The 24852-nt window shown below is 30.7% G+C and carries 24 protein-coding genes; all 24 read left to right on the top strand.

Translation table 11 applies throughout. The annotated features are described in order from the left end of the window. Window positions 1–3: 3 nt before the first annotated feature. The 24 genes from infB (at window position 4) to radC (ending at window position 24850) form a co-directional block, all read left to right on the top strand. Window positions 4–2088: a translation initiation factor IF-2 gene (gene infB / locus B2S02_RS04925; RefSeq protein ID WP_346848369.1), complete on the top strand. Its 2085-nt coding sequence runs from the start codon at window positions 4–6 to the stop codon at window positions 2086–2088. Window positions 2089–2106: 18 nt separating this feature from the next. After that, on the top strand, window positions 2107–2469 hold the full coding sequence (rbfA, locus tag B2S02_RS04920; protein WP_346920381.1) for a 30S ribosome-binding factor RbfA: 363 nt from the start codon (window positions 2107–2109) through the stop codon (window positions 2467–2469). Further along, window positions 2459–3433, top strand: coding sequence for a bifunctional oligoribonuclease/PAP phosphatase NrnA (locus B2S02_RS04915; RefSeq protein ID WP_346848370.1), 975 nt, complete (start codon window positions 2459–2461; stop codon window positions 3431–3433). The genes rbfA and B2S02_RS04915 overlap by 11 nt, the downstream gene beginning before the upstream one ends. After that, window positions 3420–4307, top strand: a complete 888-nt coding sequence (gene truB / locus B2S02_RS04910; protein WP_035132813.1) for a tRNA pseudouridine(55) synthase TruB — start codon at window positions 3420–3422, stop codon at window positions 4305–4307. Before B2S02_RS04915 ends, truB begins: the two co-directional genes overlap by 14 nt. 11 nt (window positions 4308–4318) lie before the next feature. Beyond that, entirely contained in the window at window positions 4319–5284 is a 966-nt protein-coding gene (locus B2S02_RS04905) for a bifunctional riboflavin kinase/FAD synthetase (RefSeq protein WP_346848371.1), read from the top strand. Window positions 5285–5430: 146 nt separating this feature from the next. Beyond that, window positions 5431–5694: a 30S ribosomal protein S15 gene (rpsO, locus tag B2S02_RS04900; RefSeq protein ID WP_035132815.1), complete on the top strand. Its 264-nt coding sequence runs from the start codon at window positions 5431–5433 to the stop codon at window positions 5692–5694. A 109-nt stretch (window positions 5695–5803) separates the two neighbouring features. Beyond that, a complete protein-coding gene (locus B2S02_RS04895; RefSeq protein ID WP_346878627.1) occupies window positions 5804–7912 on the top strand; it encodes a polyribonucleotide nucleotidyltransferase in 2109 nt (702 codons plus the stop codon). A gap of 188 nt (window positions 7913–8100) precedes the next feature. Next, entirely contained in the window at window positions 8101–8376 is a 276-nt protein-coding gene (locus B2S02_RS04890) for a YlmC/YmxH family sporulation protein (protein WP_035132817.1), read from the top strand. Between the two features lie 13 nt (window positions 8377–8389). Further along, the gene (gene dapG, locus B2S02_RS04885; protein ID WP_346920380.1) at window positions 8390–9577 is read left to right on the top strand and encodes an aspartate kinase; all 1188 of its coding nucleotides are present in this window, start codon (window positions 8390–8392) and stop codon (window positions 9575–9577) included. Between the two features lie 53 nt (window positions 9578–9630). Next, window positions 9631–10473: a ClpP family protease gene (locus tag B2S02_RS04880; RefSeq protein WP_346878628.1), complete on the top strand. Its 843-nt coding sequence runs from the start codon at window positions 9631–9633 to the stop codon at window positions 10471–10473. A gap of 153 nt (window positions 10474–10626) precedes the next feature. Beyond that, complete coding sequence (locus B2S02_RS04875; protein WP_346920379.1) at window positions 10627–12936, top strand: FtsK/SpoIIIE family DNA translocase; 2310 nt, start codon at window positions 10627–10629, stop codon at window positions 12934–12936. A gap of 75 nt (window positions 12937–13011) precedes the next feature. Continuing rightward, window positions 13012–14331 (top strand): 30S ribosomal protein S12 methylthiotransferase RimO, encoded by a 1320-nt coding sequence (rimO, locus tag B2S02_RS04870; RefSeq protein ID WP_346878630.1) that lies wholly within the window; start codon window positions 13012–13014, stop codon window positions 14329–14331. A gap of 238 nt (window positions 14332–14569) precedes the next feature. Further along, window positions 14570–15112 (top strand): CDP-diacylglycerol--glycerol-3-phosphate 3-phosphatidyltransferase, encoded by a 543-nt coding sequence (gene pgsA, locus B2S02_RS04865; protein ID WP_346848509.1) that lies wholly within the window; start codon window positions 14570–14572, stop codon window positions 15110–15112. A 164-nt stretch (window positions 15113–15276) separates the two neighbouring features. After that, window positions 15277–16311 (top strand): recombinase RecA, encoded by a 1035-nt coding sequence (gene recA / locus B2S02_RS04860; RefSeq protein WP_035128736.1) that lies wholly within the window; start codon window positions 15277–15279, stop codon window positions 16309–16311. Window positions 16312–16700: 389 nt separating this feature from the next. Further along, window positions 16701–18254 carry a ribonuclease Y gene (rny, locus tag B2S02_RS04855; RefSeq protein WP_051823775.1) on the top strand — a complete coding sequence of 518 codons (1554 nt, stop codon included), beginning with the start codon at window positions 16701–16703 and terminating at the stop codon, window positions 18252–18254. 198 nt (window positions 18255–18452) lie between these two features. Next, window positions 18453–18722, top strand: coding sequence for a stage V sporulation protein S (locus B2S02_RS04850; protein ID WP_035128739.1), 270 nt, complete (start codon window positions 18453–18455; stop codon window positions 18720–18722). Between the two features lie 375 nt (window positions 18723–19097). Then, on the top strand, window positions 19098–20291 hold the full coding sequence (locus B2S02_RS04845) for a pyridoxal phosphate-dependent aminotransferase (protein ID WP_346868576.1): 1194 nt from the start codon (window positions 19098–19100) through the stop codon (window positions 20289–20291). Window positions 20292–20314: 23 nt separating this feature from the next. After that, window positions 20315–20569 carry an HPr family phosphocarrier protein gene (locus B2S02_RS04840; protein ID WP_035128745.1) on the top strand — a complete coding sequence of 85 codons (255 nt, stop codon included), beginning with the start codon at window positions 20315–20317 and terminating at the stop codon, window positions 20567–20569. A 68-nt stretch (window positions 20570–20637) separates the two neighbouring features. After that, on the top strand, window positions 20638–21612 hold the full coding sequence (locus B2S02_RS04835) for a tyrosine-type recombinase/integrase (RefSeq protein WP_346920378.1): 975 nt from the start codon (window positions 20638–20640) through the stop codon (window positions 21610–21612). 69 nt (window positions 21613–21681) lie between these two features. After that, window positions 21682–22170 carry a hypothetical protein gene (locus B2S02_RS04830; protein WP_346848380.1) on the top strand — a complete coding sequence of 163 codons (489 nt, stop codon included), beginning with the start codon at window positions 21682–21684 and terminating at the stop codon, window positions 22168–22170. 163 nt (window positions 22171–22333) lie between these two features. Then, a complete protein-coding gene (locus B2S02_RS04825) occupies window positions 22334–23098 on the top strand; it encodes an SPOR domain-containing protein (protein ID WP_346848381.1) in 765 nt (254 codons plus the stop codon). A gap of 207 nt (window positions 23099–23305) precedes the next feature. Beyond that, on the top strand, window positions 23306–23566 hold the full coding sequence (locus B2S02_RS04820) for a DUF4321 domain-containing protein (protein WP_346920377.1): 261 nt from the start codon (window positions 23306–23308) through the stop codon (window positions 23564–23566). 9 nt (window positions 23567–23575) lie between these two features. After that, window positions 23576–24151 (top strand): Maf-like protein, encoded by a 576-nt coding sequence (locus B2S02_RS04815; RefSeq protein WP_346878631.1) that lies wholly within the window; start codon window positions 23576–23578, stop codon window positions 24149–24151. A 12-nt stretch (window positions 24152–24163) separates the two neighbouring features. Further along, window positions 24164–24850, top strand: coding sequence for a RadC family protein (gene radC / locus B2S02_RS04810; protein WP_035128763.1), 687 nt, complete (start codon window positions 24164–24166; stop codon window positions 24848–24850). Window positions 24851–24852: the final 2 nt, after the last annotated feature.

Below are 24852 nucleotides of genomic sequence, written 5' to 3'. Positions count from 1 at the left end.
GTTTTGTCGAAAATAAGAATATATGAGTTAGCTAAAGAATTAGAAGTTACAAACAAGGAACTTATAAGTGTATTAATGGAAGAGTTCGGTGTGGAAGCTAAGAATCACATGAGTGTCATCGATGAAGAGGATGCTGATCTTATAAAAGAGCTATATGAAGAACAAAAAAAAGAAGCAGCTGAAAAGAAAGAAATCATTGAGGAATATGAATCAAAAATCAATGAAGATATAAGTAAGCAGCAAAGAAAAAATAGCAAAATGAGAAAAGGCGGAAATAAGAGAAACGAAGAAAAGGTTGATGAAACTCCAGATGAAGTAATCGAAATGGAAGAAACTATCGTTGTAAAAGACTTAGCTGATAAGCTAAAAAAACCAGTGGTAGAAGTTATAAGAGCTTTAATATTCCAAGGAGTTATGGCAAGTGTAAACCAAGAGATTGACTTTAACACAGCTGAAAAGCTTGTAGATAGCTTTGGATCTATTGCAGTATTAAAAGAGCAAAATGTTGGTGACATTGCTAAAGAACAAGAGGATGAGATTGATGAGATAGAAGACGAATCATCAGAAGCAAAAGAAACTAAAAGACCACCAATAGTTACAGTAATGGGTCACGTTGACCACGGTAAGACATCATTACTAGATGCAATAAAGAAATCTAAAGTTACAGCAACAGAAGCTGGTGGAATTACTCAACACATAGGTGCTTATACTGTAGATGTAAATGGTGAGAGAATTACCTTCCTTGATACTCCAGGTCACGAAGCTTTCACTTCTATGAGAGCTAGAGGAGCACAAGTTACAGATATAGTTATATTAGTAGTAGCAGCAGATGATGGAATTATGCCACAAACTGTTGAAGCTATAAATCACTGTAAAGCTGCAGAAGTACCTATGATTATAGCTATAAATAAAATGGATAAAGAAAGTGCAAATCCAGATAGGGTTAAGCAAGAGTTAACAGAATATGGATTAGTATCTGAAGATTGGGGTGGAGATACTATATGTGTACCAGTATCTGCTCACACTAAGGAAGGCTTAGATAATCTTCTTGAAATGATTACAATAAATGCTGAAATGTTAGAATTAAAAGCTGATGCTAACAGAAGAGCTAAAGGAACAGTTATAGAAGCTAAATTAGATAAAGGTAGAGGACCTGTAGCTAGTATACTAGTTCAAAATGGAACTTTAAAATCAGGAGATTCTATAATAGTTGGAACTACTTATGGTAGAATCAGAGCAATGATTGATGATAAAGGTAAAACTACAAAAGCAGCTGGCCCTTCTATGCCAGTAGAAATATTAGGACTTTCAGAAGTTCCAGCAGCAGGAGATAGATTTACTGTTGTTAGAGATGAAAAGACAGCTAGAATAATGGCAGAGTCAAGAAAAGAAAAGATTAGACAAGATCATTTCCAAACCTCTAATAGAGTGTCTATGGAAAATCTATATAACCAAATCCAAGAAGGTAAGGTTAAAGAATTAAGCGTAATAGTTAAGGCTGATGTTCAAGGTTCAGCAGAAGCGGTTAAACAATCCATAGAAAAGCTTTCTACAGATAACGTAAAAGTTAGAGTTATCCACGGAGCAGTTGGAGCTATAACTGAAACAGACGTATCTCTAGCTTATGCTTCTAATGCTATTATTATTGGTTTCAACGTAAGACCAGACAATAATGCTATTACAGTTGCAGAAAGAGATAATGTAGAAATTAAAACTTATAGAATTATCTATGATGCTTTGGATGATATTAAATCAGCAATGATTGGTATGCTTGAACCTGAATACAAAGAAGTTATTACTGGACGTTGTGAAGCAAGACAGGTATATAAAATTTCTAACGTTGGGACTATAGCAGGATGTTATGTTCTTAATGGAAAGATAACAAGAAACTGTAAAGTCAGAGTACTAAGAGATGGTATAGTAATTACAGAATCTACTCTTGCATCTTTAAAGAGATTTAAAGATGACGTTAAAGAGGCAGCAGCTGGATACGAATGTGGACTTAGCATTGAGAAATTCAATGATATAAAAGAAGGAGACATTATAGAAGGCTATATCATGGAAGAAATTAAACCAAAACAATTGTAATAGGAAGGAGTGATCTCCATGGCTAACTATAGAGGCGGCAGAATCAATGAAGAGATAAAAAAAGATGTTAGCAACACTATTCAAAACAAAATAAAGGATCCTAGACTTACAGCAATGATAAGTGTAACAGATGTAGAAGTAACAAGAGACTTAAGCTATGCTAAAGTATTTGTTAGTATATTTGGTACAGAGGATCAAAAGACAGATGCTCTTAAAATTCTTAAAAGCTCAACAGGTTTTATAAGAAAAGAGATAGGAAAAAATGTTAAGTTAAGACATGTTCCAGAAGTTATCATAGAGTTAGATACAACTTTAGATAAAGCTAATCATTTAGAGTCTTTATTTAGAAAGATAAAGGAGAATGATTCTAATGATAACTAGCAATATAGTAGATATCATAGAGAAAAGTAATTCCATAGGAATTACTTTTCATCAATCACCAGATGGTGATTCTCTAGGAAGTGCCACAGCCCTACTTCAAGGGCTAAGGGCACTTAATAAAGAAGCATATATACTTTCAAAGGAGAAAATTCCAGATACTTTTGAGTATTTGCCTTGTAGTGAGGAAATCACAGGATTACTTCAACAGGTAAATGATGGTACAGATTTAATAATTGTATTAGATTGTGGAGATTTCAAGAGAATAAATGCTAATTTAGATGCAGAGAATAGGCAATATAAGCTTGTAAATATAGATCACCATCTAAGTAATGAAAAGTATGGTGATTTTAATTATGTGGATATAAATTCTTCAGCAGTTGGAGAAATAATTTATGACCTATTAAATCAGTTAAAAGTAGATATTACAAAGAATATAGGTAAATCAATTTATACTTCTATTTTAACAGATACAAGTTCCTTTAAGCATTCTAATACTACAAGTAGAACTCATGAGATAGCTGGGGAAATTATTAAAACTGGAGTTAACTTTAATAAAATTCAAAGACAAGTCTTTGAAAATAAAGAATTTAATAAAGTTAAGTTCTTTGGGAAAGTCATCGATACTTTGACATTACACCTTAATAATAAAGTTGTATTTATGGAGATTAATGATGCTATGCTTAATGAAGTAGGCTTAGAATCCATGGATTCTTCCGAGGTTATTCACTTTGGAACTATGATAAGTGGAGTAGAAGTAGTAGCTTTATTTAAAGAAAGTAAGGGTGGAATAAAAGTAAGCTTAAGGTCTAAAGAAATAGTTGACGTTAGTAAAATAGCAGAAAATTTTAATGGTGGAGGCCATAAAAGAGCTTCTGGTCTTTTTTGTGAGGGTTCCATCATTGAAGTAAAGGATAAAATATACAAAATATTAGAAGAAGAGTTGATATATTATGATAGAAAATAATAAACCCTTTGGAGTTTTAAATATAAATAAACCTCTTGGCATTAGTTCCTTTGACGTAGTGAGAAAAATAAAAAAGCTAGCTAAAGAGAAAAAGGTCGGACATGGGGGTACCTTAGATCCCGAAGCTTGTGGTGTGCTTCCAGTATGTATAGGAAGAGCAACAAAGGCCATAGACTTTATCATGGAAGGCGAGAAAGAATATATAGCAAAGGTTAAGTTAGGAGTTGTAACAGATACTTACGATAGAGAAGGAAAAGTACTTCGTGAGAGTAAGGTAGATTCTACAGAAGAAGAAATTACTAAGGTTATAAATAAATTTGTAGGAACTATTGCTCAAGTTCCACCTATGTATTCTGCTCTTAAACAAAATGGGAAAAAACTTTATGAGTTAGCTAGAGAAGGAAAAGAAGTCTATAGAGAGCCAAGGACAGTTACTATCCATAGTATTGATATATTATCCATAGATAGCCCTATAATCCACATAAAAGTTAGATGTTCTAAAGGAACTTACATAAGAAGTTTATGCTATGATATAGGAGAAGAACTTGGTTGTGGAGCTATGATGTGGGAGCTAGAGAGAACAGCTACTGGTCCTTTTACTATAGATAGGAGTGTGGAACTAAAAGATTTAACAGAGGATAATATAAATAATTATATTATTTCCTTAGATGAAGTATTTAGTAAGTTTCCTAAACTTGTAGTTAATGAAAAGTTTGAAAGGTTAATATTAAATGGTGTAACCATAAATGATAGAACTCTTTTAAATAGAATTGAAAAGTTTTGCAAATATGCAGTATACAACAATTCAAATAAGCTTATAGGAATTGGAGCAGAAAGCGATTCAGGATTTAAATTAATAAAACTTTTTCTTTAGGGGATATATTTATGAAAATTATACAAGATAATTTTAATGAAGTCATTGAAACTCCTAGTATAATTGTTCTGGGAAGTTTTGATGGTATACATAGTGGTCATAGAGAATTAATTAATAGTGCTAAGGAATTAGCAGAGAAGATTAAATTAACTAAAAATATAGAAGATGTAGAGGTCATGGTATGTACCTTTAAAAATCATCCTTTGTCTGTTGTTAATAAAGAGATTTGTCCAAAACTAATAATGAGCAATGAAGAGAAAGCTATTTTATTTGAAAAACTTCAAGTGAATATATTAAATTTTATGGAATTTAATAAGGAATTCATGTCAATTTCACCAGAACAATTTATTAATAGTTTAAAGAAGCATTATAATGCTAAAGGTATAGTAGTTGGCTTTAATTATCGTTTTGGATATAAAAATTTAGGTGATGTAGGGATTCTTAAAAAATATAGTGAAATATTAGACTATGAACTTTTTGTAGTAGAGCCCATAACTTCAGATGGAGAAGTGGTAAGTAGCTCTGCCATTAGACATAATCTTCAAGAAGGAAATATAGAAAGAGCCAATAAGTTTCTTGGTAGACCATTTATGTTAAGTGGAAATATAATTAAGGGTAAGCAGATAGGTAGAACCATGGGATTCCCTACTGTAAACTTAAATTATGATAAAAAATTCGTAGTACCTAAGGGTGGAGTTTATGGAACTATTGTAGAGTATAAAAATTGCTTTTATAAAGCCATAACTAATATTGGATACAATCCTACCCTAGAAGGTAGTAAATTAAGTATTGAAACTAATATTTTAAATTTTGATAAAAATATATATGGAGAAGAAATTAAACTATATTTTATAGAGAAAATAAGAGAAGAAAAAAGATTCGGATCCATTGATGAACTGAAGAATCAACTATCAAAGGATAAAAATTATGTAAATGGCAAGGATTATTCTATATATATAGATAAAATTCCTAAATAACTAATTTTTACAAATTTTTAATTAGTTTTTCTATTTACAAAATAAATTTAGTTTGATATAATTTCATATGAACCTTATGCTATGTATTCTGAATGCCAACGGGGTACATGGCATATGGCGATTTAACTATTGGAGGTGCATACAATATGGAAAAGGCAAGAAAACAAGAAATAATGCAACAATTTGCAAGAACAGAAGGAGATACAGGTTCTCCAGAAGTACAAATAGCATTATTAACAGAAAGAATTAAAGAATTAACTGAGCATTTAAAAGTTCACAAAAAAGACCACCACTCAAGAAGAGGTCTTTTAATGATGGTTGGACAAAGAAAAGGACTTTTAAGCTACTTAAAGAAGCAAGATATCGAAAGATACCGTGCTATAATTGCTAAATTAGGAATTAGAAAATAATTAAGAGCGGCAAAGCCGCTCTATTATTTTAATTAAATAGCAAAAAAAAGATAATAATAAGTATATATCTATATATATATTTTTTTAATAACCGAAAGGAGGAGATTAAATGACAAATACGTTAAGTACTTCTGTAGCAGGAAGAGAAATGAAGATAGAAATTGGTAAAATTGGAAAGTTATCTGATTGTGCTATGTTTATTAGTTATGGAGAGACTGTAATCCTTGTAAATGTAAATGCGTCTGAAGAACCAAGACAAGGAATAGATTTTTTCCCACTAAGTGTAGAATATGAAGAAAGACTATATGCAGTAGGTAAAATTCCAGGGGGATTTTTAAAGAGAGAGGGAAGACCATCAGAAAAAGCTATACTAAATTGTAGAGCTATAGATAGACCTATAAGACCTCTATTCCCAAAAGGATATAGAAATGATGTTCAAGTGGTTTGTACGGTATTATCTGTAGACCAAGATAATTCTCCAGAAATATTAGCTATGAATGCAGCTTCAATAGCATTACTTTTATCAAGTATACCATTTACTGATGCAGTAGCTACAGTATCAATTGGATTAATCGATGGAAAGTTTGTAGTTAACCCTACATCTAAAGAAAGAGAATTAAGCTCAATGCAATTAACTGTATGTGCTACTAAAGACAGAGTTATGATGATAGAAGCTGGTGGAGATGAAATTCCAGAAGAAACTATGATTGAAGCTATAGACTTTGGATTTAATCAGTGTCAATCTATTATAGCGTTCCAGGAAGAGGCTAGAGCTAAATTTGGAAAGGTTAAACCTGAGCCAGTACTATACAAAGTGAATGAAGAAATCCAAAGTGAAGTAAGAAACTTTGCTTTTGATATGTTAAAAGAAGCTATGTATATCACTGATAAAGATGAAAGAAATCTTAAAGTAAGTGAAATTAAAGCTAGAATAAATGAAGAGTTTTCTGAGAAGTATCCAGAGGGCGGAAGTGACATAGGAGAAGTTGTTTACAATATTCAAAAGGAAATTGTAAGAAACATGTTACTTAGAGATAAGAGAAGACCAGATGGAAGAGAATTTAATCAAATTAGATCTATATCTTGTGAAACTGGACTCCTTCCAAGAACTCATGGAACAGGATTATTTACAAGAGGATTAACTCAAGTAATGACTGTAGCCACATTGGGAGCTTTAGGTGATGTTCAAATCATAGATGGTATTGGAGAAGAAGACTTCAAGAGATATATGCATCACTACAATTTCCCAGCATACAGTGTTGGAGAAGTAAGACCACTTAGAGGACCAGGAAGAAGAGAAATAGGACACGGTGCTTTAGCTGAAAGAGCCTTAGAACCACTAATTCCTTCTATAGAGGAATTCCCATATGCTATAAGACTTGTTTCAGAAGTTTTAAGCTCTAACGGATCTACATCTCAAGCCAGTGTATGTGGAAGTACATTAGCATTACTTGATGCTGGAGTTCCAATAAAGAGGCCAGCAGCAGGAATTGCCATGGGACTTATAACTAGTGAAGATTTAAGTGAAGAGGCTGTAATTACAGATATTCAAGGAATCGAAGACTTCTTTGGAGACATGGACTTTAAAGTTGCTGGTACAGAAAAAGGAATAACTTCAATTCAAGTTGATACAAAAATAAAAGGATTATCTAAGTATTGTATAAGAACAGCTATAGAAGATGCTAGAACAGCTAGATTATATATCTTAGATAAGATAAATGAATGTATAGCTGAGCCAAGAGCAGAGCTATCTCAATATGCTCCAAGAATGTACACTATAAATATAAAACCAGACAAAATTAGAGATATAATAGGACCTGGTGGAAAAACTATTAAGAAAATAATAGCAGATACAGGTGTTAAAATTGATACTAATGATGATGGTAAGATAGTTATAATGTCTACTGATAGTGAAAGTGCTAATGAAGCATTAAGAATTATAAAGGAAATCACTAAAGAAGTAGAAGTTGGAGAAATATACTTAGGTAAAGTTACTAAGATTATGGCTTTTGGTGCTTTTGTAGAGATACTTCCAGGTAAAGAAGGTTTAGTACACATATCTAAATTAGCTAACGAAAGAGTAAATAAAGTGGAAGATGTAGTAGCTATAGGTGATGAAATACTTGTAAAAGTAACAGAAATCGATTCTCAAGGAAGAGTAAATCTTTCAAGAAAAGATGCATTAAAAGATAGTGAAGAGTCTAAAACAGAAGAGTAAATAGAAGTTAAAATAAAAAGGTAAAATACCTTTTTATTTTTTTTATTATAAAACATAAGAACATACTAGTGTATAATTTCATAAATTATATTATAATTGTATTAAGTTTCGTTAATTTACTCATAAATATATAATAGAAAACATATTAATCATAGTAATTTATATAATTATGTATGAGGTGATATGTGATGGAAGAAAAATATAGATATTTAAGTGAAATGGAACGATATGAAATAATAAACATTAATGATGGAGATAAGTATAGTGTCCTGGGCAATAATGATATAGTTATAAATGAAAATGGTGAGCTAAAGCTACTATTACTTGGAGATGGAAAGTCTAGTAAGATGTTTTTTAGAAATAATGAGATGCTGGAAGTTTCATGGGATTATGTAAAGAAGATAGGCTCTAAAACTATAATCATCGATGTTGATGGGGAAACACTAAGAAAATCCCATATATAATATGGAGGTAAGTATGGATATAGTTGTTCAGAAATTTGGTGGTACATCAGTATCTAGTGAAAATAATAGAATATTAGTTACAAAAAAGATAAAAAAAGCTATAAAGGATGGATATAAACCTGTAGTAGTAGTATCAGCTATGGGGAGAAAAGGATCTCCTTATGCAACAGATACATTATTATCTTTAGTTAGTGAAGAATTTAAGATAAATAATCCAAGGGCCTTAGATTTACTTTTGTCCTGTGGTGAAACTTTAAGTACAGTGGTAATGTGTAATGATTTATTAAGAGAAGGTGTAGAGGCAGTTCCACTTATGGGTGGAGAAGCTGGTATAAGGACTGATAATAATTTTAATAATGCATCTATTTTAGATGTTAATCCGAAAAATGTACTAAAGGTATTAGAGCAGGGAAAAGTACCTGTAGTAGCAGGTTTTCAAGGTATAAGTGAAGAGGGGAGCATCACTACCATAGGAAGAGGTGGAAGTGACGTTACAGGGGCAATTTTAGGAGCAGCACTAAAGGCAAAGGAAGTTCAAATATATACAGATGTTGATGGTATAATGACAGCAGATCCAAGAATAGTTTCTAAGGCTTCATTAATTGAGAGTATAAGCTATAATGAAGTATTCCAATTTGCTGATCAAGGAGCTAAAGTAATACATCCTAGAGCTGTTGAAATATCTAGAAAATATAATATTCCATTAGTAATTAAAAATACTCTTAGTGATTGTGAAGGGACTATTATTTCTTCTTATGGTGAGGACAATGAAAGAATTATCACTGGAATTACTCATATGAGTAATAGAGTTCAAATAAGAATTAATGGAGGCTCAAAGGAGCACTGCAATAATATATTTCATATTTTAGCTGAAAATGAAATAAGTATTGATTTGATAAGTGTATTTATAAATGATAAAATATTTACTATAAGTGAAGTAGATTTAGATAAGTTTAAAAATATAGCAGCTAATTATGAAATTGATTATCAGTATACAGAAAGTTGTAGCAAAATATCTATAATAGGTTCAAAGATGAGAGGAATACCTGGAGTTATGTCTAGAATTCTAAAGGCTTTAGAAGAAGGCAATATAGATATTCTTCAAACTGCTGATTCACATACAACTATTTGGTGTCTTGTAGAAAGTAATAAAGTCAAAGATGCTATAAATTTACTTCATAATGAATTTAAATTAGGATAGTATATAAACACCTCTTAATGCACAGAATAAGAAACATTAGGAGGTGTTTTTCCATGATTAATGAAGCGGAAAATAAAAAACATAAGGAAGATAAAGATACTAAATACAAAAAAAATAATAAAAGTAAAGTTATAATAAATGAAGAAAATGATGATGAACAAAATGAAGATGATAACTCTAAAGGGGTAAGTAAGGAAGTTGCAAACTTAAAAGAAGTAGGGGTCATGTCTGTAGCAAAGGCTGATGACAGGATTCAAGTTATACCTATAATAGGTCAAGTTGAAGGTCATAATATTTCTGGTAATCAAACTAAGTCTACTAAATATGAGTTAATTATTCCACAGTTAATAGCTATTGAGAGAGATAGTAATGTAAAAGGTATACTCATAGTATTGAATACTGCAGGAGGGGATGTAGAAGCAGGCTTAGCCATTGCAGAAATGATAACTAGTCTTAGTAAGCCTACAGTATCCATAGTCATAGGTGGAGGACATTCTATAGGAGTTCCATTAGCTACAGCATCAGATTATTCCTTTATAACTCCTTCAGCTACAATGATAGTGCACCCTGTAAGAATGAATGGATTTGTTATAGGTGTACCTCAAACCTTTGAATATTTTAGAAAGATGCAGGAGCGAATAGTTGAGTTTGTAGTTAGAACTTCAAAAATTGATTCAGACGATTTTAGAAGGCTTATGAGTCAAACAGATGAATTACTAAATGATATAGGAACTATATTGATAGGGGATCAAGCCGTAGAATGTGGTCTTATTGATGAAGTAGGTGGAATTAGAGAAGCCTTAGATAAATTAGAAGAGTTAATAAGTGAAGGTGAAAAAAATCAACTAGAAGTAAGTTCAGAAGAAAATATTAGTGAAGAAATAGATAAAATTTAACAATTCACCATTGAGTTGTCAGCAAAATCATGTTGGCAACTTTTTATTTGTAAAAAAATTTGAAATATAGGTGGATTTCAATGTACAATATATTGAGATGGATAAATGGAAATTATTTTCATGAATCTTAGGAAGAGTTTTGGAGGAGATACTATGACTAAAGGAAAAGAGCCTTTAAAAAAGAAAAACAGTAGTAAGAAGAGCACTGTTAAAAATAATAGTTCAAAAGCTAAGAGAGAGAAAAAGGATAAACTTTTTGATTTTAATGGAATTATACTGATAACCATAGGAGTTTTAATATTTTTAGCTTTACTATCAGTTATGTTTTCAGACCCAACATCTTTGGCAGGTTCTATGGGAGTATTTATTAATAGAATTTTTATAGGACTTCTTGGAATTGGTGCCTATGCTTTACCCTTTGTGCTTATATACATGGGAGTAAGTTACATAAAAATAGATAAATATTTAAAGGTAACAAAAAAATCCCTTGGAATTTTAATGTTTATAGTTACTACCATGATTTTTGTTGAGCTTATAGTATTACCTTCTTACTACGTAAAAGGTAATATGGCAAGTGCTATTATAAATCAATTTAAATCTAAGTCTGTACTTCATGGAGGTATTATATCTTTAGTAATTACTGTTCCTATAAGTTCACTTTTAGGAAAGGTAGGTAGCTATATAGTTTTATTTGCTTTATATATAATATCTTTAGTGTTAATTAATAATATTACTATAAAAGAGTTATTTACCTTTGAAAAGGTAGAAAGTAAAAAAAAGTCAAGGGATTTGAAGCAAACAAATATTGCAATTGATGAGGCTATGGAATATGTATCAGCAGATGGGAATACTAGAGACAATGGAAGCAGCGAAGAGTCGAAGATTAAAATTATAGATTTTATGAAGATGGATGAAGAAGAGAATAGATTTGAAGGAAAAATAGAAACAAGTATAGAACAACCTAATAAGTCAAAAGAAAATAGAAATAATATAGAGGATATAGATATTGACATTTCCTTTGGTGATGGAAACAAAATATATGCTTATGAACATCCTGCACCAGAACTCCTTCATAAAAATTTAAGTAGTATAGGTAAAAATAGCGATAAAAAAGACCTCCTTAATAGTGCTAATAAACTTCAAGAAACTTTAGAAAGTTTTGGAGTTGAAGCTAAGGTGATACAGGTTACAAAAGGTCCATCTGTAACCAGATTTGAATTACAACCCCATGTAGGAGTTAAGGTTAGCAAGATAGTTAATCTAGCAGATGATATAGCTCTAAACTTAGCAGCCTCAGGAGTTAGGATAGAGGCTCCAATCCCAGGAAAGGCGGCAGTAGGTATAGAAGTACCTAATAAAGATTTATCAGCAGTATTTTTAAGAGAGGTAATAGAAAGTGAAGAATTTACACTTGCTAAGAAAAATTTAGCCTTTGCCCTTGGAAAGGATATTGCAGGTAATTGTGTAGTGGGAGATTTATCTAAGATGCCTCACCTTTTGATTGCAGGAGCTACAGGGTCAGGAAAAAGTGTATGTATTAATACTCTTTTAATAAGTTTATTATATAAATATACACCTCAAGAGGTTAAATTGCTGTTAATAGACCCTAAAGTGGTAGAACTTAATATATACAATGGAATACCACACCTATTAATTCCAGTAGTTACAGAACCTAAAAAAGCTGCAGGAGCATTAAATTGGGCAGTTAATGAAATGACTAGAAGATATAAACTCTTTGCAGATAATAACGTAAGAAATATTGAAGGATATAACGACTTTGTAGAAAAGGGGATAATAGAAGAAAAGCTTCCATGGATTGTAATAATAATCGATGAGTTAGCAGACTTAATGATGGTATGTCCAAATGATGTTGAGGAATATATAGGTAGACTTGCTCAAATGGCTAGGGCTGCAGGAATGCATTTAGTAATAGCAACACAAAGACCATCTGTAGATGTAATTACAGGGGTAATTAAAGCTAATATACCATCTAGGATATCCTTTGCTGTTTCAAGTCAAATAGACTCAAGAACTATACTAGACTCTTCAGGAGCAGAGAAACTTTTAGGTAAAGGGGATATGCTATATTATCCTGTAGGTGAATCGAAGCCACTTAGAATTCAAGGAGCCTTTGTGTCTGAGGAAGAAGTAGAGACTGTAGTAGAATTTATTCGTAATGGATTAAAGGAATTAGAGTATAAAAAAGAAATCATGGATGAAATAGAAAATAGTGTTTCCAAATCTAAAGGTGGAGAAGATTGTGATGAGTTAATAGATGAAGCTATTAAAATTGTATTAGAAGAAGGGCAAGCTTCAACATCCTTGTTGCAGAGAAGGCTAAAAATAGGGTATAATAGAGCGGCTAGAATTATAGATGAAATGGAAGCTGAAGGGATTATCTCTGGTCGTAATGGAAGCAAGCCAAGACAGGTTTTTGGAAGAGATGATACCATGAGACAATAACTTCTTAATGAAACTTTCATTACAACACAAAAGAAGAGGTTTTAAATAATATATAGATCACTTAGGAGGATAAAGGTGGAAAAATTAAAATTTGGAGTAATAAATTTAGGTTGTGACAAGAATAGAATAGATGCAGAAATTATAATAAGTAGTTTGAAGAGTAGATATGAAGCGGTGACAGATGAAAGGCAGGCAGACATATTGCTAGTTAACACCTGTGGATTTATAGAAACTTCAAAGCAAGAATCTATTGATACCATATTAGAAATGGCAAAATATAAGAAAGATAAATGCAAGGTGCTCATAGCTACTGGGTGCTTAACTCAGAGATATGGTAGTGAGCTTTTAGAACTTATGCCGGAACTAGATATAATTTTAGGTGTAAATGATTATGATAAATTGCATGAATGTATTGAAAAATCTATGAAAACCGGAGAAAAGAGCTGTATTACAACTTATAGTGATACCAATATAAACATTGGTAATAGACAGGTTACAACAGGAGGAAGTACTGCTTATATAAGAATATCTGAAGGGTGTAACAATATTTGTGCCTACTGTGCAATTCCTAAAATAAGAGGAAGATACAGAAGTAGGGATATGGAAGATATCCTTAAAGAAGCTAAAGAGTTAGCTTTAAATGGATATAAGGAGTTAATTATAGTAGCGCAAGATACTACTAATTATGGGGTAGATATATATGGAAAAAAAACTTTACATATTCTTTTAAAAGAGCTAGGTAAAATTAAAAGTATAAAATGGATAAGACTTCTTTATTGTTATGCAGAAGAGCTAACTGATGAAGTTATAAATGAAATAGCTATCAATGATAAGGTGTGTAAGTATATAGATATTCCTATACAACATATCAGCGATGACGTTTTAAAGGCTATGAGAAGAAAAGGAAGAAGGAAAATAATCACTGAAAATATTAAAAAGCTTAGAGATGCAGTTCCTAATATAACTATAAGAACTACTCTTATAGTAGGATTTCCAGGAGAAACAGAAGAGAATTTCTTAGAATTGTTAAATTTTGTCAAAGAAACTAAATTTGATAAGCTAGGAGTATTTACTTACTCTCAAGAGGAAGGTACTGTGGCTGCAGAAATGGAAGGTCAAATAGAAGAAAATATTAAAGAAGAAAGACTTCACTCTATAATGATGGCTCAACAAACTATATCAACAGAAATAAATGAAAATAAAATAGGTAGAACCTATGATGTATTGATTGAAAGTAAAGAAAAAGGAACATATTGTGGAAGAAGTTATGAAATGGCTCCAGAAATTGACGGAGAGGTTTATGTAAAATCTAATAAATTAAGTATAGGTGATTTTGTTAAGGTAAGAATAAAAGATGCACTAGAGTATGATTTAATAGGAGAAATCCTTAAATAATTTTTAGATTTATATATTTATAATAAAAAAATATTAATTAATAATATAGATAAGGATATAAAGTAAAATTAGTATTAATAAACTAAATAATTTTTAGATTTTATTGTATAATGTTTGTATAAGATAAAATAATTACTATTATAGAAAATTTGTTTTTGCTATTTACAATAAGAAGTAAATTTTAATTAGGTAAACAGATTATAGGATTGTTAAATTTCAGGAGTAGGAGATGTTAATGATGAATCTTGCAAATAAGCTTACAGTGCTAAGAATAATGTTAGTTCCGATATTCTTAATATGTGCAATGATTGATACCACCGCAACTAATATTATTGCTTTATCAATATTTATTATAGCTTCAGCAACAGATAAATTAGATGGCTATATAGCTAGAAGCAGAAATCAGATAACTAACTTTGGAAAATTCATGGATCCTCTAGCAGACAAGCTTTTAGTTACCTGTGCTCTAATACTTTTAGTTGAAAAAGGAATTGTTGCTGCCTGGGTAGTAGTTGTAATAATTGCTAGGGAATTTATAGTATCAGGATTAAGAACATTAGCTGCTTCACAAGGCGTGGTAATAGCTGCAAGTAATTGGGGAAAGCTGAAGACTGTAATTCAGATGATAGCTATCATAATGGGACTATTATCTCTAGTATATAATCCAGGGTGGCTTAATATTACAACCCAGGTTACCATATACCTAGCAGCTGTTATAACTATTGGATCTGGAGTGGATTATTTTATTAAAGGAAAAGATATTATAAATATTAATGAATAATGTTTATAATTCTATAACTATGTCAAAAATGGTAAAGAGTTCCTTGAAAGAAATTTAAAGGAACTCTTTACTATAACACTTGACCTGATAAATTAAATACTATATAATAAACATATAAGAACTATTGTTCGTGATGGAAGGATGTGAACCCTAAAGGGGAATTTATGAATAACGATAAATTAAAAGCATTAGAAGCAGCTATGGGACAGATAGAAAAGCAATTTGGTAAAGGCTCAATAATGAAATTAGGGGAAGAGAGCACTTTAAATATAGACTGCATATCTACAGGATGTTTAGGGCTAGATATTGCACTGGGAATTGGCGGAGTTCCAAGAGGAAGAATAATTGAGATTTTTGGGCCAGAATCCTCTGGTAAAACTACTGTAGCTTTACATGTAGTTGCAGAAGCTCAAAAGAACGGTGGTTGTGCAGCATATATAGATGCAGAACATGCCCTTGATCCGGTTTATGCAAAGGCATTAGGCGTAGACATAGATAACTTAATAGTATCTCAACCAGATACAGGTGAGCAGGCTCTTGAAATTACAGAAGCCTTAGTTAGATCTGGTGCAATAGATATAGTAGTTATAGACTCTGTTGCAGCCTTAGTTCCAAAGGCTGAAATTGAAGGTGAAATGGGAGATGCCCATGTAGGTCTTCAAGCTAGACTTATGTCTCAAGCTTTAAGAAAACTTACAGGTTCTATAAACAAATCAAAATGCTCTACTATATTTATAAACCAATTGAGAGAAAAAGTTGGAGTTATGTTTGGAAATCCAGAAACAACTCCAGGAGGAAGAGCTCTTAAATTCTATGCCTCTGTAAGAATTGATGTAAGAAAGATAGATACTATTAAACAAGGAGAAACCTTCTTAGGAAATAGAACTAGAGCTAAGATAACTAAGAATAAAGTTGCACCACCATTTAAACAATCAGAATTTGATATTATGTATGGTGAAGGAATATCTAGGGTTGGAGATATATTAGACATTGGTGTTAAAGAAGAAATTGTCCAAAAAAGTGGCGCTTGGTTTGCCTACGGAGACGTAAGACTAGGCCAAGGAAGAGAAAATGCTAAAAACTTTTTTAAGGAAAACCCAGAAATTGCCAATGAAATAGAAAATAAAATAAGGGAAAAATACTCTTTGCCATTAAATAACAATCCAGTAAAAGTTGAGAATAAAGTAGAAGAAAAGTAAATTACTTTATTAAATCAGATAAAAGATATGTGAAGCTTTAAGTAAAAATATATAACTTAAGCTTTACATATCTTTTTTAATTAAAATTTTAAATATTGTGTATGAAATATACAAATAAATGTATAATTAAAGTATGTGATATTTTAATGTAAAAATTAAAGGTGATATTCTAATTAAAAAATTTTTTTTAAAGGTTCAAGTCGAGCCTAAGAGCTAAGTTGAGAGAATTTGTAGTATTTAGTAATAACCTTGACAATGATGTTAAAGTAATATAAAATGAATACAAATACTGGTTTAATATAAGAGGAATTGAATAGAATATGCACCTTTTCGAGCTTTCATTTTACTGCTAATATATGTCATAAAAAAAGCAAAGGAGGTGTTGGAAATTGACTGAACCAAGTCAAATTATTTTAATAATAGCTATTGCGCTAGTTGTTTGTTTAGTCGCTATTTTTGTTTTTATTTATACAAGAAAGAATATATCTTTAGCTAATGTATCTAAATCAGAGGAAGATGCTAAAAAGATTTTAGGTGAGGCACAAAAAGAAGCAGAATCTAAAAAGAAAGAAGCAATCCTTGAAGCTAAAGAAGAAGTTCATAGATTAAGAGCTGATTTTGATAAAGAGTCCAGAGAAAGAAGAAATGAAATTCAGCGATTAGAAAGAAGGGTTCTTCAAAAAGAGGAAACTTTAGATAAGAAAACCCTATCAATAGAAAGAAAAGAAGAAGTATTATCTAAAAAACAACAAGAGGTTGAGACATTAGAATCAGGAATACAAGAATTATATAATAGTGTAAGAGAAGAATTACAAAGAGTAGCAGGATTAACCTCAGAAGAAGCAAAGCAAATACTATTAGACGAAGTAAAAAAAGAAATTAAACATGAAACAGCAATAATGATTAAAGAAATTGAAGCTAAAGCTAAAGAAGAAGCCGATAAAAAGGCAAGAGAAGTTATAACATATGCTATACAGAGATGTGCAGCAGACCATGTAGCTGAATCTACAGTACATGTTGTATCACTTCCTAACGATGAAATGAAGGGAAGGATTATTGGGCGTGAAGGTAGAAATATAAGAGCCCTTGAAACTTTAACTGGAGTTGATTTAATAATAGATGATACTCCGGAAGCTGTTATTCTTTCAGCTTTTGATCCTATTAGAAGAGAGGTAGCTAAAATTGCCTTAGAAAAACTAATAGTTGATGGAAGAATACACCCAGCAAGAATTGAGGAAATGGTTGAAAAAGCGAAAAAAGATGTTGAGAATGACATAAGAGAAGAGGGCGAGCAAGCCACCTTCGAAACTGGTATCCATGGATTACATGTGGAAATAATCAGACTTTTAGGAAGATTGAAATATAGAACTAGTTATGGTCAAAATGTATTAAAACATTCTATAGAAGTTTCATACTTAGCAGGTCTTATGGCGTCAGAGCTTGGAATGGATCCTACCATGGCAAAAAGGTGTGGATTATTACACGATATCGGCAAAGCTGTAGATCATGAAGTAGAAGGACCACATGCACTAATAGGTGCTGAGTTAGCTAAAAAATGTCATGAATCTCCAATAGTTGTAAACGCTATTGCAGCTCATCATGGAGATGTAGAGTATCAATCTCTAGAAGCAGTACTAGTTCAAGCAGCAGATGCTATATCAGCAGCTAGACCAGGTGCTAGAAGAGAAACTCTAGAAGCCTATATAAAAAGATTAGAAAAATTAGAAGAAATCGCAAACTCATATGAATGTGTAGAAAAGTCATATGCAATTCAAGCCGGAAGAGAAATCAGAATTATGATTAAACCAGATGATGTTGATGATGCAGGTGCTATTGAAGTGGCTAGAGATATTGTGAAGAAAATAGAATCAGAACTAGAATATCCAGGCCAAATAAAGGTTAATGTTATCAGAGAAACAAGAGCAGTAGAATATGCAAAGTAAAATTAGGTAATGAAAAAGGTGAGTCTCCTATTTAATAGGAGGCTTTTATTTTTGTCTATTATATTAAGTGAAACTATAATTTGCAATAATCTAAAATTGTATTTTCAATAAAAGGAATTTTCAATTAAATGTAGAAATAATATATAGGATTCTAATAATATTAGTTTAATAAGTAGTAATAGTAGTAGGAGGTTTAATATGGAAGTATTAAAAGTTTCAGCAAGATCTAATCCTAATTCAGTAGCAGGAGCTCTGGCAGGAGTACTAAGACAAAGTAGTGGGGCAGAAATTCAAGCTATAGGAGCAGGCGCAATCAATCAAGCAGTAAAGGCTGTAGCTATAGCTAGAGGATTTGTAGCGCCCAGTGGAATGGACCTGGTGTGTGTACCAGCATTTACAGATGTAGAAATTGATGGTGAAGAAAGAACTGCAATTAAATTGATAGTACAATCTAAAAATAATTTTTAGGTTATAAAGACATGAAATTAAAAATTTAATTTCATGTCTTTAGTCTTTATATGTAGGTAAATAAGCTTCAGAACTTTGGACAAATGTTATAAAAAGTTAGTATGTAAATATAAAAAATGAGAATAATAATAGTAAGTTAAAATTACCATATAATCTTTACACTATATAGAATAAGTGTTATTATACAGATATGAAGTATATCTTTCATATGAAGTTCTAATGCATTTTAAAATTCATTAGATGTAGAATATCCAACTCGTTTATTATATTTTTGAGAATATAATTGAATGAAAAGGTTTAAATAATATTTCTTTTATTTGGATAGTTTTAATTATTTTATATTGTAAAGAATAAATATTAATGGGGGTAGTTATAATGATGCTATCAAAAAAAGCAATGGAAATTTCACCATCACTTACATTAGCAATTACAGCAAAGGCTAAAAAGATGAAAGCAGAGGGGATTGACGTTATAGGCTTCGGTGCAGGAGAGCCAGATTTTAATACTCCAAAAAATATACAGCAAGCTGCTATAAAGGCAATTGAAGCAGGTCAAACAAGATATACAGCGGCTTCAGGTATAATTGAATTAAAGGAAGCAGTTGTAAATAAGTTTAAAAAAGATAATAACTTAACTTATAAAACTTCTCAAATTATTATTTCAACAGGAGCTAAACAATGTTTAGCAAATATTTTTCAAGCTATATTAAATCCGGGAGATGAAGTTTTAATAGGTGCTCCATATTGGGTTAGTTATCCAGAACTTGTACAATTGGCTGATGGAGTTCCAACTTTTGTTGACACAGAAGAAAGTAATTCTTTTAAACTAACAATTGAATCTTTAGAAAAAGCAGTAACTGAAAAAACTAAAGCTATGATACTAAATAGCCCTAATAATCCAACAGGAACAGCTTATACGAAAGAAGAGTTAGAGAAAATTGCAACTTTTGCACAAAAACATGATATAATAATTATATCAGATGAAATATATGAAAAACTTTTATATGGAGAAAGTGGTCATATTTCTATAGCAAGTTTATCTGAAGATGCTTATAATAGAACAATAGTAATAAATGGGGTTTCAAAAGCTTATGCTATGACTGGATGGAGAATTGGTTATGCAGCAGCTAGTGAAAAGATAACTTCATTAATGTCAAACATACAAAGTCACACTACTTCAAATCCATGTTCAATATCTCAATATGCATCTGTAGAAGCTTTAAATGGAGATCAAAGCGAAGTTGAAAAAATGAAACAGGAATTTAAAAAGAGAAGAGATTTTATGGTAGATAAAATTAATTCTATAAATAACTTATCCTGTGTTAAACCAGAAGGTGCATTCTACGTTATGGTAAACATATCAAAGGTGTTAAATAAGGAAGTGGACGGAAAGATTATAAAAGACTCTCTTACATTCAGTGACTTACTTCTTGAGAAGGAGAAGGTTGCAGTAATACCTGGTATTGCTTTTGGAGTAGATGATTTTATAAGATTATCTTATGCTACATCTATGGAAAACATAGAAAAAGGATTGAATAGAATAGAAGACTTTGTTAATGGCATAAAATAATTTCTCGTAAATGAGGTGATAATATGCTAACAAAGGAAATAATCATTAATAATCCACAGGGATTGCATGCAAGACCAGCAACTTTATTAGTTCAAAAGGCTACTACTTTTAAGTGTGAAGTTACTATAGAATGTAATGGTAAAGGAGCTAATGCAAAAAGTCTCATTGGAGTATTATCCTTAGGAGTTAATAAGGGATATACAGTAAAAATTATAACTAACGGAACTGATGAGGAACTTGCACTTACAGAAATCATTTCTACTGTAGAAGGATTATAATTCAAATAAAAGAACTGCTTAGGCAGTTCTTTTGTTCTATAGTAGCCTTTGTAAAGGAGGAGGATTTTATGAATGAAATAATATTACATAGTAAAAAGGAACTTTATTTAGAAAAAAATAAACATTTTATTCAATGCTTCCTAGATATTAAGGGTGGAAGAAGTAAATATACAGCTATTAGCTATGAGAAAGACATAAAGGATTTTTATAATAAGTCTGATGTAACTGAAATAACCATAGAAAATATAAGAGAAATAAATATATTTCATGTTCAAAAATTTATCCTTGATTTGCAAAATCAAGGATTATCTTCTGCAACTATTAATAGAAAGATATCATCGCTTTCTGCTCTTTATAAGTGGCTTATGAAGTATGAAGATAATTACAGTGATATAAGAATTATTAAGTATAATCCTTTTGCTAATGTGAAGGAAGAAAAACCTATTGTAACTAATAAAGTTACAGAATTTTTGACTGAGGAAGAAAGTAAGATTTTACTGGGAAGTATTGATACTACAACTGTACTAGGACTTAGGAATAAAGCTATATTAGCATTAGCACTCACCACTGCACTAAGAAAATCAGAAATGATAAATATAAAAATAGGTCATATAAAAAAGTATGGAGAGTATGATGTTATAGAAGTCACTAGAAAAGGAAATAAAAAAGATTTAGTAAAGCTTCAACCTAAGGTGAAAAGTTTAATTGAAAAATACATTTTAGTTACAGGAAGAGATAAAGAAGAGTATAACAATAGTTATTTATTTATAGGACACTCCTCTAATAATAGAAATGGAGAGAAGTTAAATCCTAGTACTTTAAACTATATGCTTAAAAATATATGTAGTAAGTGCAATATAAATAAAAAATTAAAAGTTCACTCCACTAGACATACAGCTATAACTATGGCCATTACTCAAGGAGCTACCATAGAAAAAGTTAGAGAATTTGCAGCTCATAGTAGTATTGCTACTACCAATAGATATGTTCACTCTATAGACAAGCTTAAAGATAATCCAGGAGATAATATGGATATAATATAAAGTTATAGGAATTTATTAGAGGCTAAAGGCATACATTTTTAATGTAATATAAAAAATGGAGGTATGTTCATGGCTTTTGATAATGAATATGAATTTGTACCCTTGGCGCCTATGACACATAATTCTTTGCCCGATGAAATGAAAGATTTCATATCTGTATGTGGTATGATGGGAATAATGCCAAGAAATAATTTTATACATCCAATGCAAAAAGAGCTGGCTCAAGTTATAGATTTAAAAGAAACTAATGAGGACATAGATATTCCTGCGGAGACTTATTTAGATGAAGACTTTGAAGATGATGTAGAGAGATATGTAGAGGAGAATGGAAATAGATTATTGAAAGACTTTGATGATGAAAAAGACTTTAATTCTACACCGGTTTCATCAAAAGAAGATAATAATGATGAACTTATGAGGATAGAAAAAGTTATTAAATCCATAGAAAGAAATAATCTAGGAGTATTCAAATTTTTAGAAGTTAATGGAATGCCTTATGACAAGGCAAAAAAATTTATTAGAAGAGTAGTAAGGCTATCAATTCGTTATAATGAATAACATGAATAAAAAAATCGACTATGTCGATTTTTTTAATTTTTATAATAAATTATATAGTAATATTTACCTTTAATTATATATATAAATTAATAGGACACATTATTTTAAGGTTTAAATTTTAAATTATAAATTAATGTTTATTAATTAGAAATGGGGGTATAAAATGAAGTACACAAGATACAATATTAAATCTAAACCAAAGAGTAGTAACAGTTTTTTATTTTATTTAGCTATAACCTTACTTTTGGCATTACTATTAGGAACTTTTATATTTAAATTTGTACTTAAAGACTCAGGTAAAATAGGCTTTATTAAGGGTATAGATATAAATAATTCTGAACAACAACAAAATAGTGGTAAAGTACCTGGTAAAAGTGAAGTAAAGGAAGAAGGAAATTCAACTGGAATAAAGGAAGAAAAAGCTGTGTCAGAATATAATTTTTATATACTACAGTGTGGTGTATTTAAAGTTAAAAGTAACGCTAATGAAACATTAAATAAATTATCAGCCTTTGGTAATCCTTTTATAGGGCAAGAGGGAGAGCTATCTAAGGTGTATTTTGGAATGTATTCTGATAAAAACATAGAAAATGGAGCTTCAATATTAAAAGAAAAGGGAATAGATAATACTAAAGTAACTATAAATATACCTATGGAAGATAATTCTACAAAACAATTTTGTGAAATTGTAGATAGTTTGTTGCAAGTTGTAAATAAGACTTCAGAAAGTGGTGTAAAATCTATTAATACCAGTGAACTTAAAAAGTGGATAGATGGATTGGAGAAAATAGATGAGAACATGAAACAATACAATGAAGTTAATTCTTTGAAGGAATATATAAAGGCTCTTCCAGATGAAGTAGATAAAAATAAGGATGGAGAAGTATTAAAATATGTTTATGACCAGCTAATAAAGTTTAAAAAATAAGGTATATATTATTTTTAATAAGTTGATATAAGGCTATCTGTGAACAAAAGTTCACAGATAGCCTTAATTTATAAAAAAAGTTTAAAAAATTTGTTATAGTCTTGTGTAAAAAAATATTAAATGTTACACTATATTAGATATAAAATGTTATATTGGTTAATACAAATAGTATATTGCACATTTTAAATATACTGGGGGATGTTTTTTATGGGAAAATCATATAAAACCGCTAAAGAGTATGTATTTATAACTCTTCTGGGGGCTATTTCTGGAAGCTTTATTGGAGAATTTTTAGGAAATACTTTTAAAGCCTTAGATTTTTTAGGAAAAAACTACTTTATAGGATTAAAAAATCCTTTAGTCATTGATTTAAAGGTCTTAGAATTAACTTTTGGACTAGGATTTGGTTTGAATTTAATGGCTATAGTAGGTATGGTTTCAGCAATAGTATTATTTAAGAGATTCTAGGAGGAAGTTATGGATATAGTATTAGCTTCTGCATCACCAAGAAGACAGGAATTATTAAAAAGGTTAGTAGATAATTTTAAAATAGAGATTAGTAACTTTGATGAGTATTCTGTTGAATTTCAAGGTGATATAGATAAACATGTGTGTGATTTAGCTGAAGGAAAAGCTAGAAATATTTTGAATAAAGTGCAGAAAGATAGTATTGTCATAGGCTGTGATACTGTAGTATATTTAAATGGGAAAATTCTTGGGAAACCAATAAATGATAAAGATGCATTTGAAATGCTAAGGTCACTCAGTGGAAATGTACATAAAGTTTATTCCGGGCTAGTTTTAATAAACAGTAAAACCAAGGAATTAATAAGAAAAAGCGTTTGTACTGAAGTTAAATTTATGAACCTATCTGAGGATATGATACTTAGGTATATTGAATCAGGTCAATGTAATGGTAAAGCTGGTGCCTATGGGATACAAGATAATGCTGCTATTTTTGTGGAGAATATTAATGGCTGTTATTACAATGTAGTAGGATTGCCTTTAAATACTTTATATTTATCACTAAGGGAGATGGGGGTAAATCAATAAAGGAGTTAGTTTATGAACTATAAATTAAAGATTAAAGATTTACCTAAAAATGAAAGACCTAGAGAAAAAATGTTAAGGTATGGGGCAGAATACCTGTCTAATTCTGAACTTTTAGCCCTTATATTGAGGACTGGAACAAAGGAAGATAGTGTTTTAAATCTATGTGATAGGTTATTATCTCATTGTGGAGGCATAAATGGAATTTCCAGCCCCAGTATTAATGATTTAAAGCAGGTAAAAGGAATAGGGGAGGTTAAAGCTACTCAAGTTTTAGCCCTTGCAGAGCTAGCTACCAGATTTAATTCTTTTAAATCCGGTGAAGAGCATATTGTAAGTAGTCCTAAAGATGTGTCTAATTATATGATGAGACAAATGAAAGGTTTAAAAAAAGAATATTTTAAGCTAATTATGTTAAATACTAAAAACATAATTATATCAGTTAAAGATATTTCTATAGGAAATTTAAATAGTTCCATTGTTCATCCGAGAGAAGTCTTTATAGAAGCTATAAAGCTTAGTAGTGCATCAGTGATATTGTGTCACAATCATCCATCAGGTGATCCAACACCTAGCAAAGAGGATATACTAATAACTAAAAGACTAAAGGAGTGTGGAACATTACTAGGAATAGAAGTTTTAGATCATATTATTATTGGTAACGAAGCTTATATAAGCTTAAAAGAAAAAGGTATTATATAGAT

Origin of the sequence: Clostridium sp. UBA7339 (assembly GCF_002470865.1) — a bacterium.
GTDB lineage: Bacteria > Bacillota > Clostridia > Clostridiales > Clostridiaceae > Clostridium_J > Clostridium_J sulfidigenes.
This window is presented reverse-complemented; position numbering and strand designations above follow the sequence as displayed.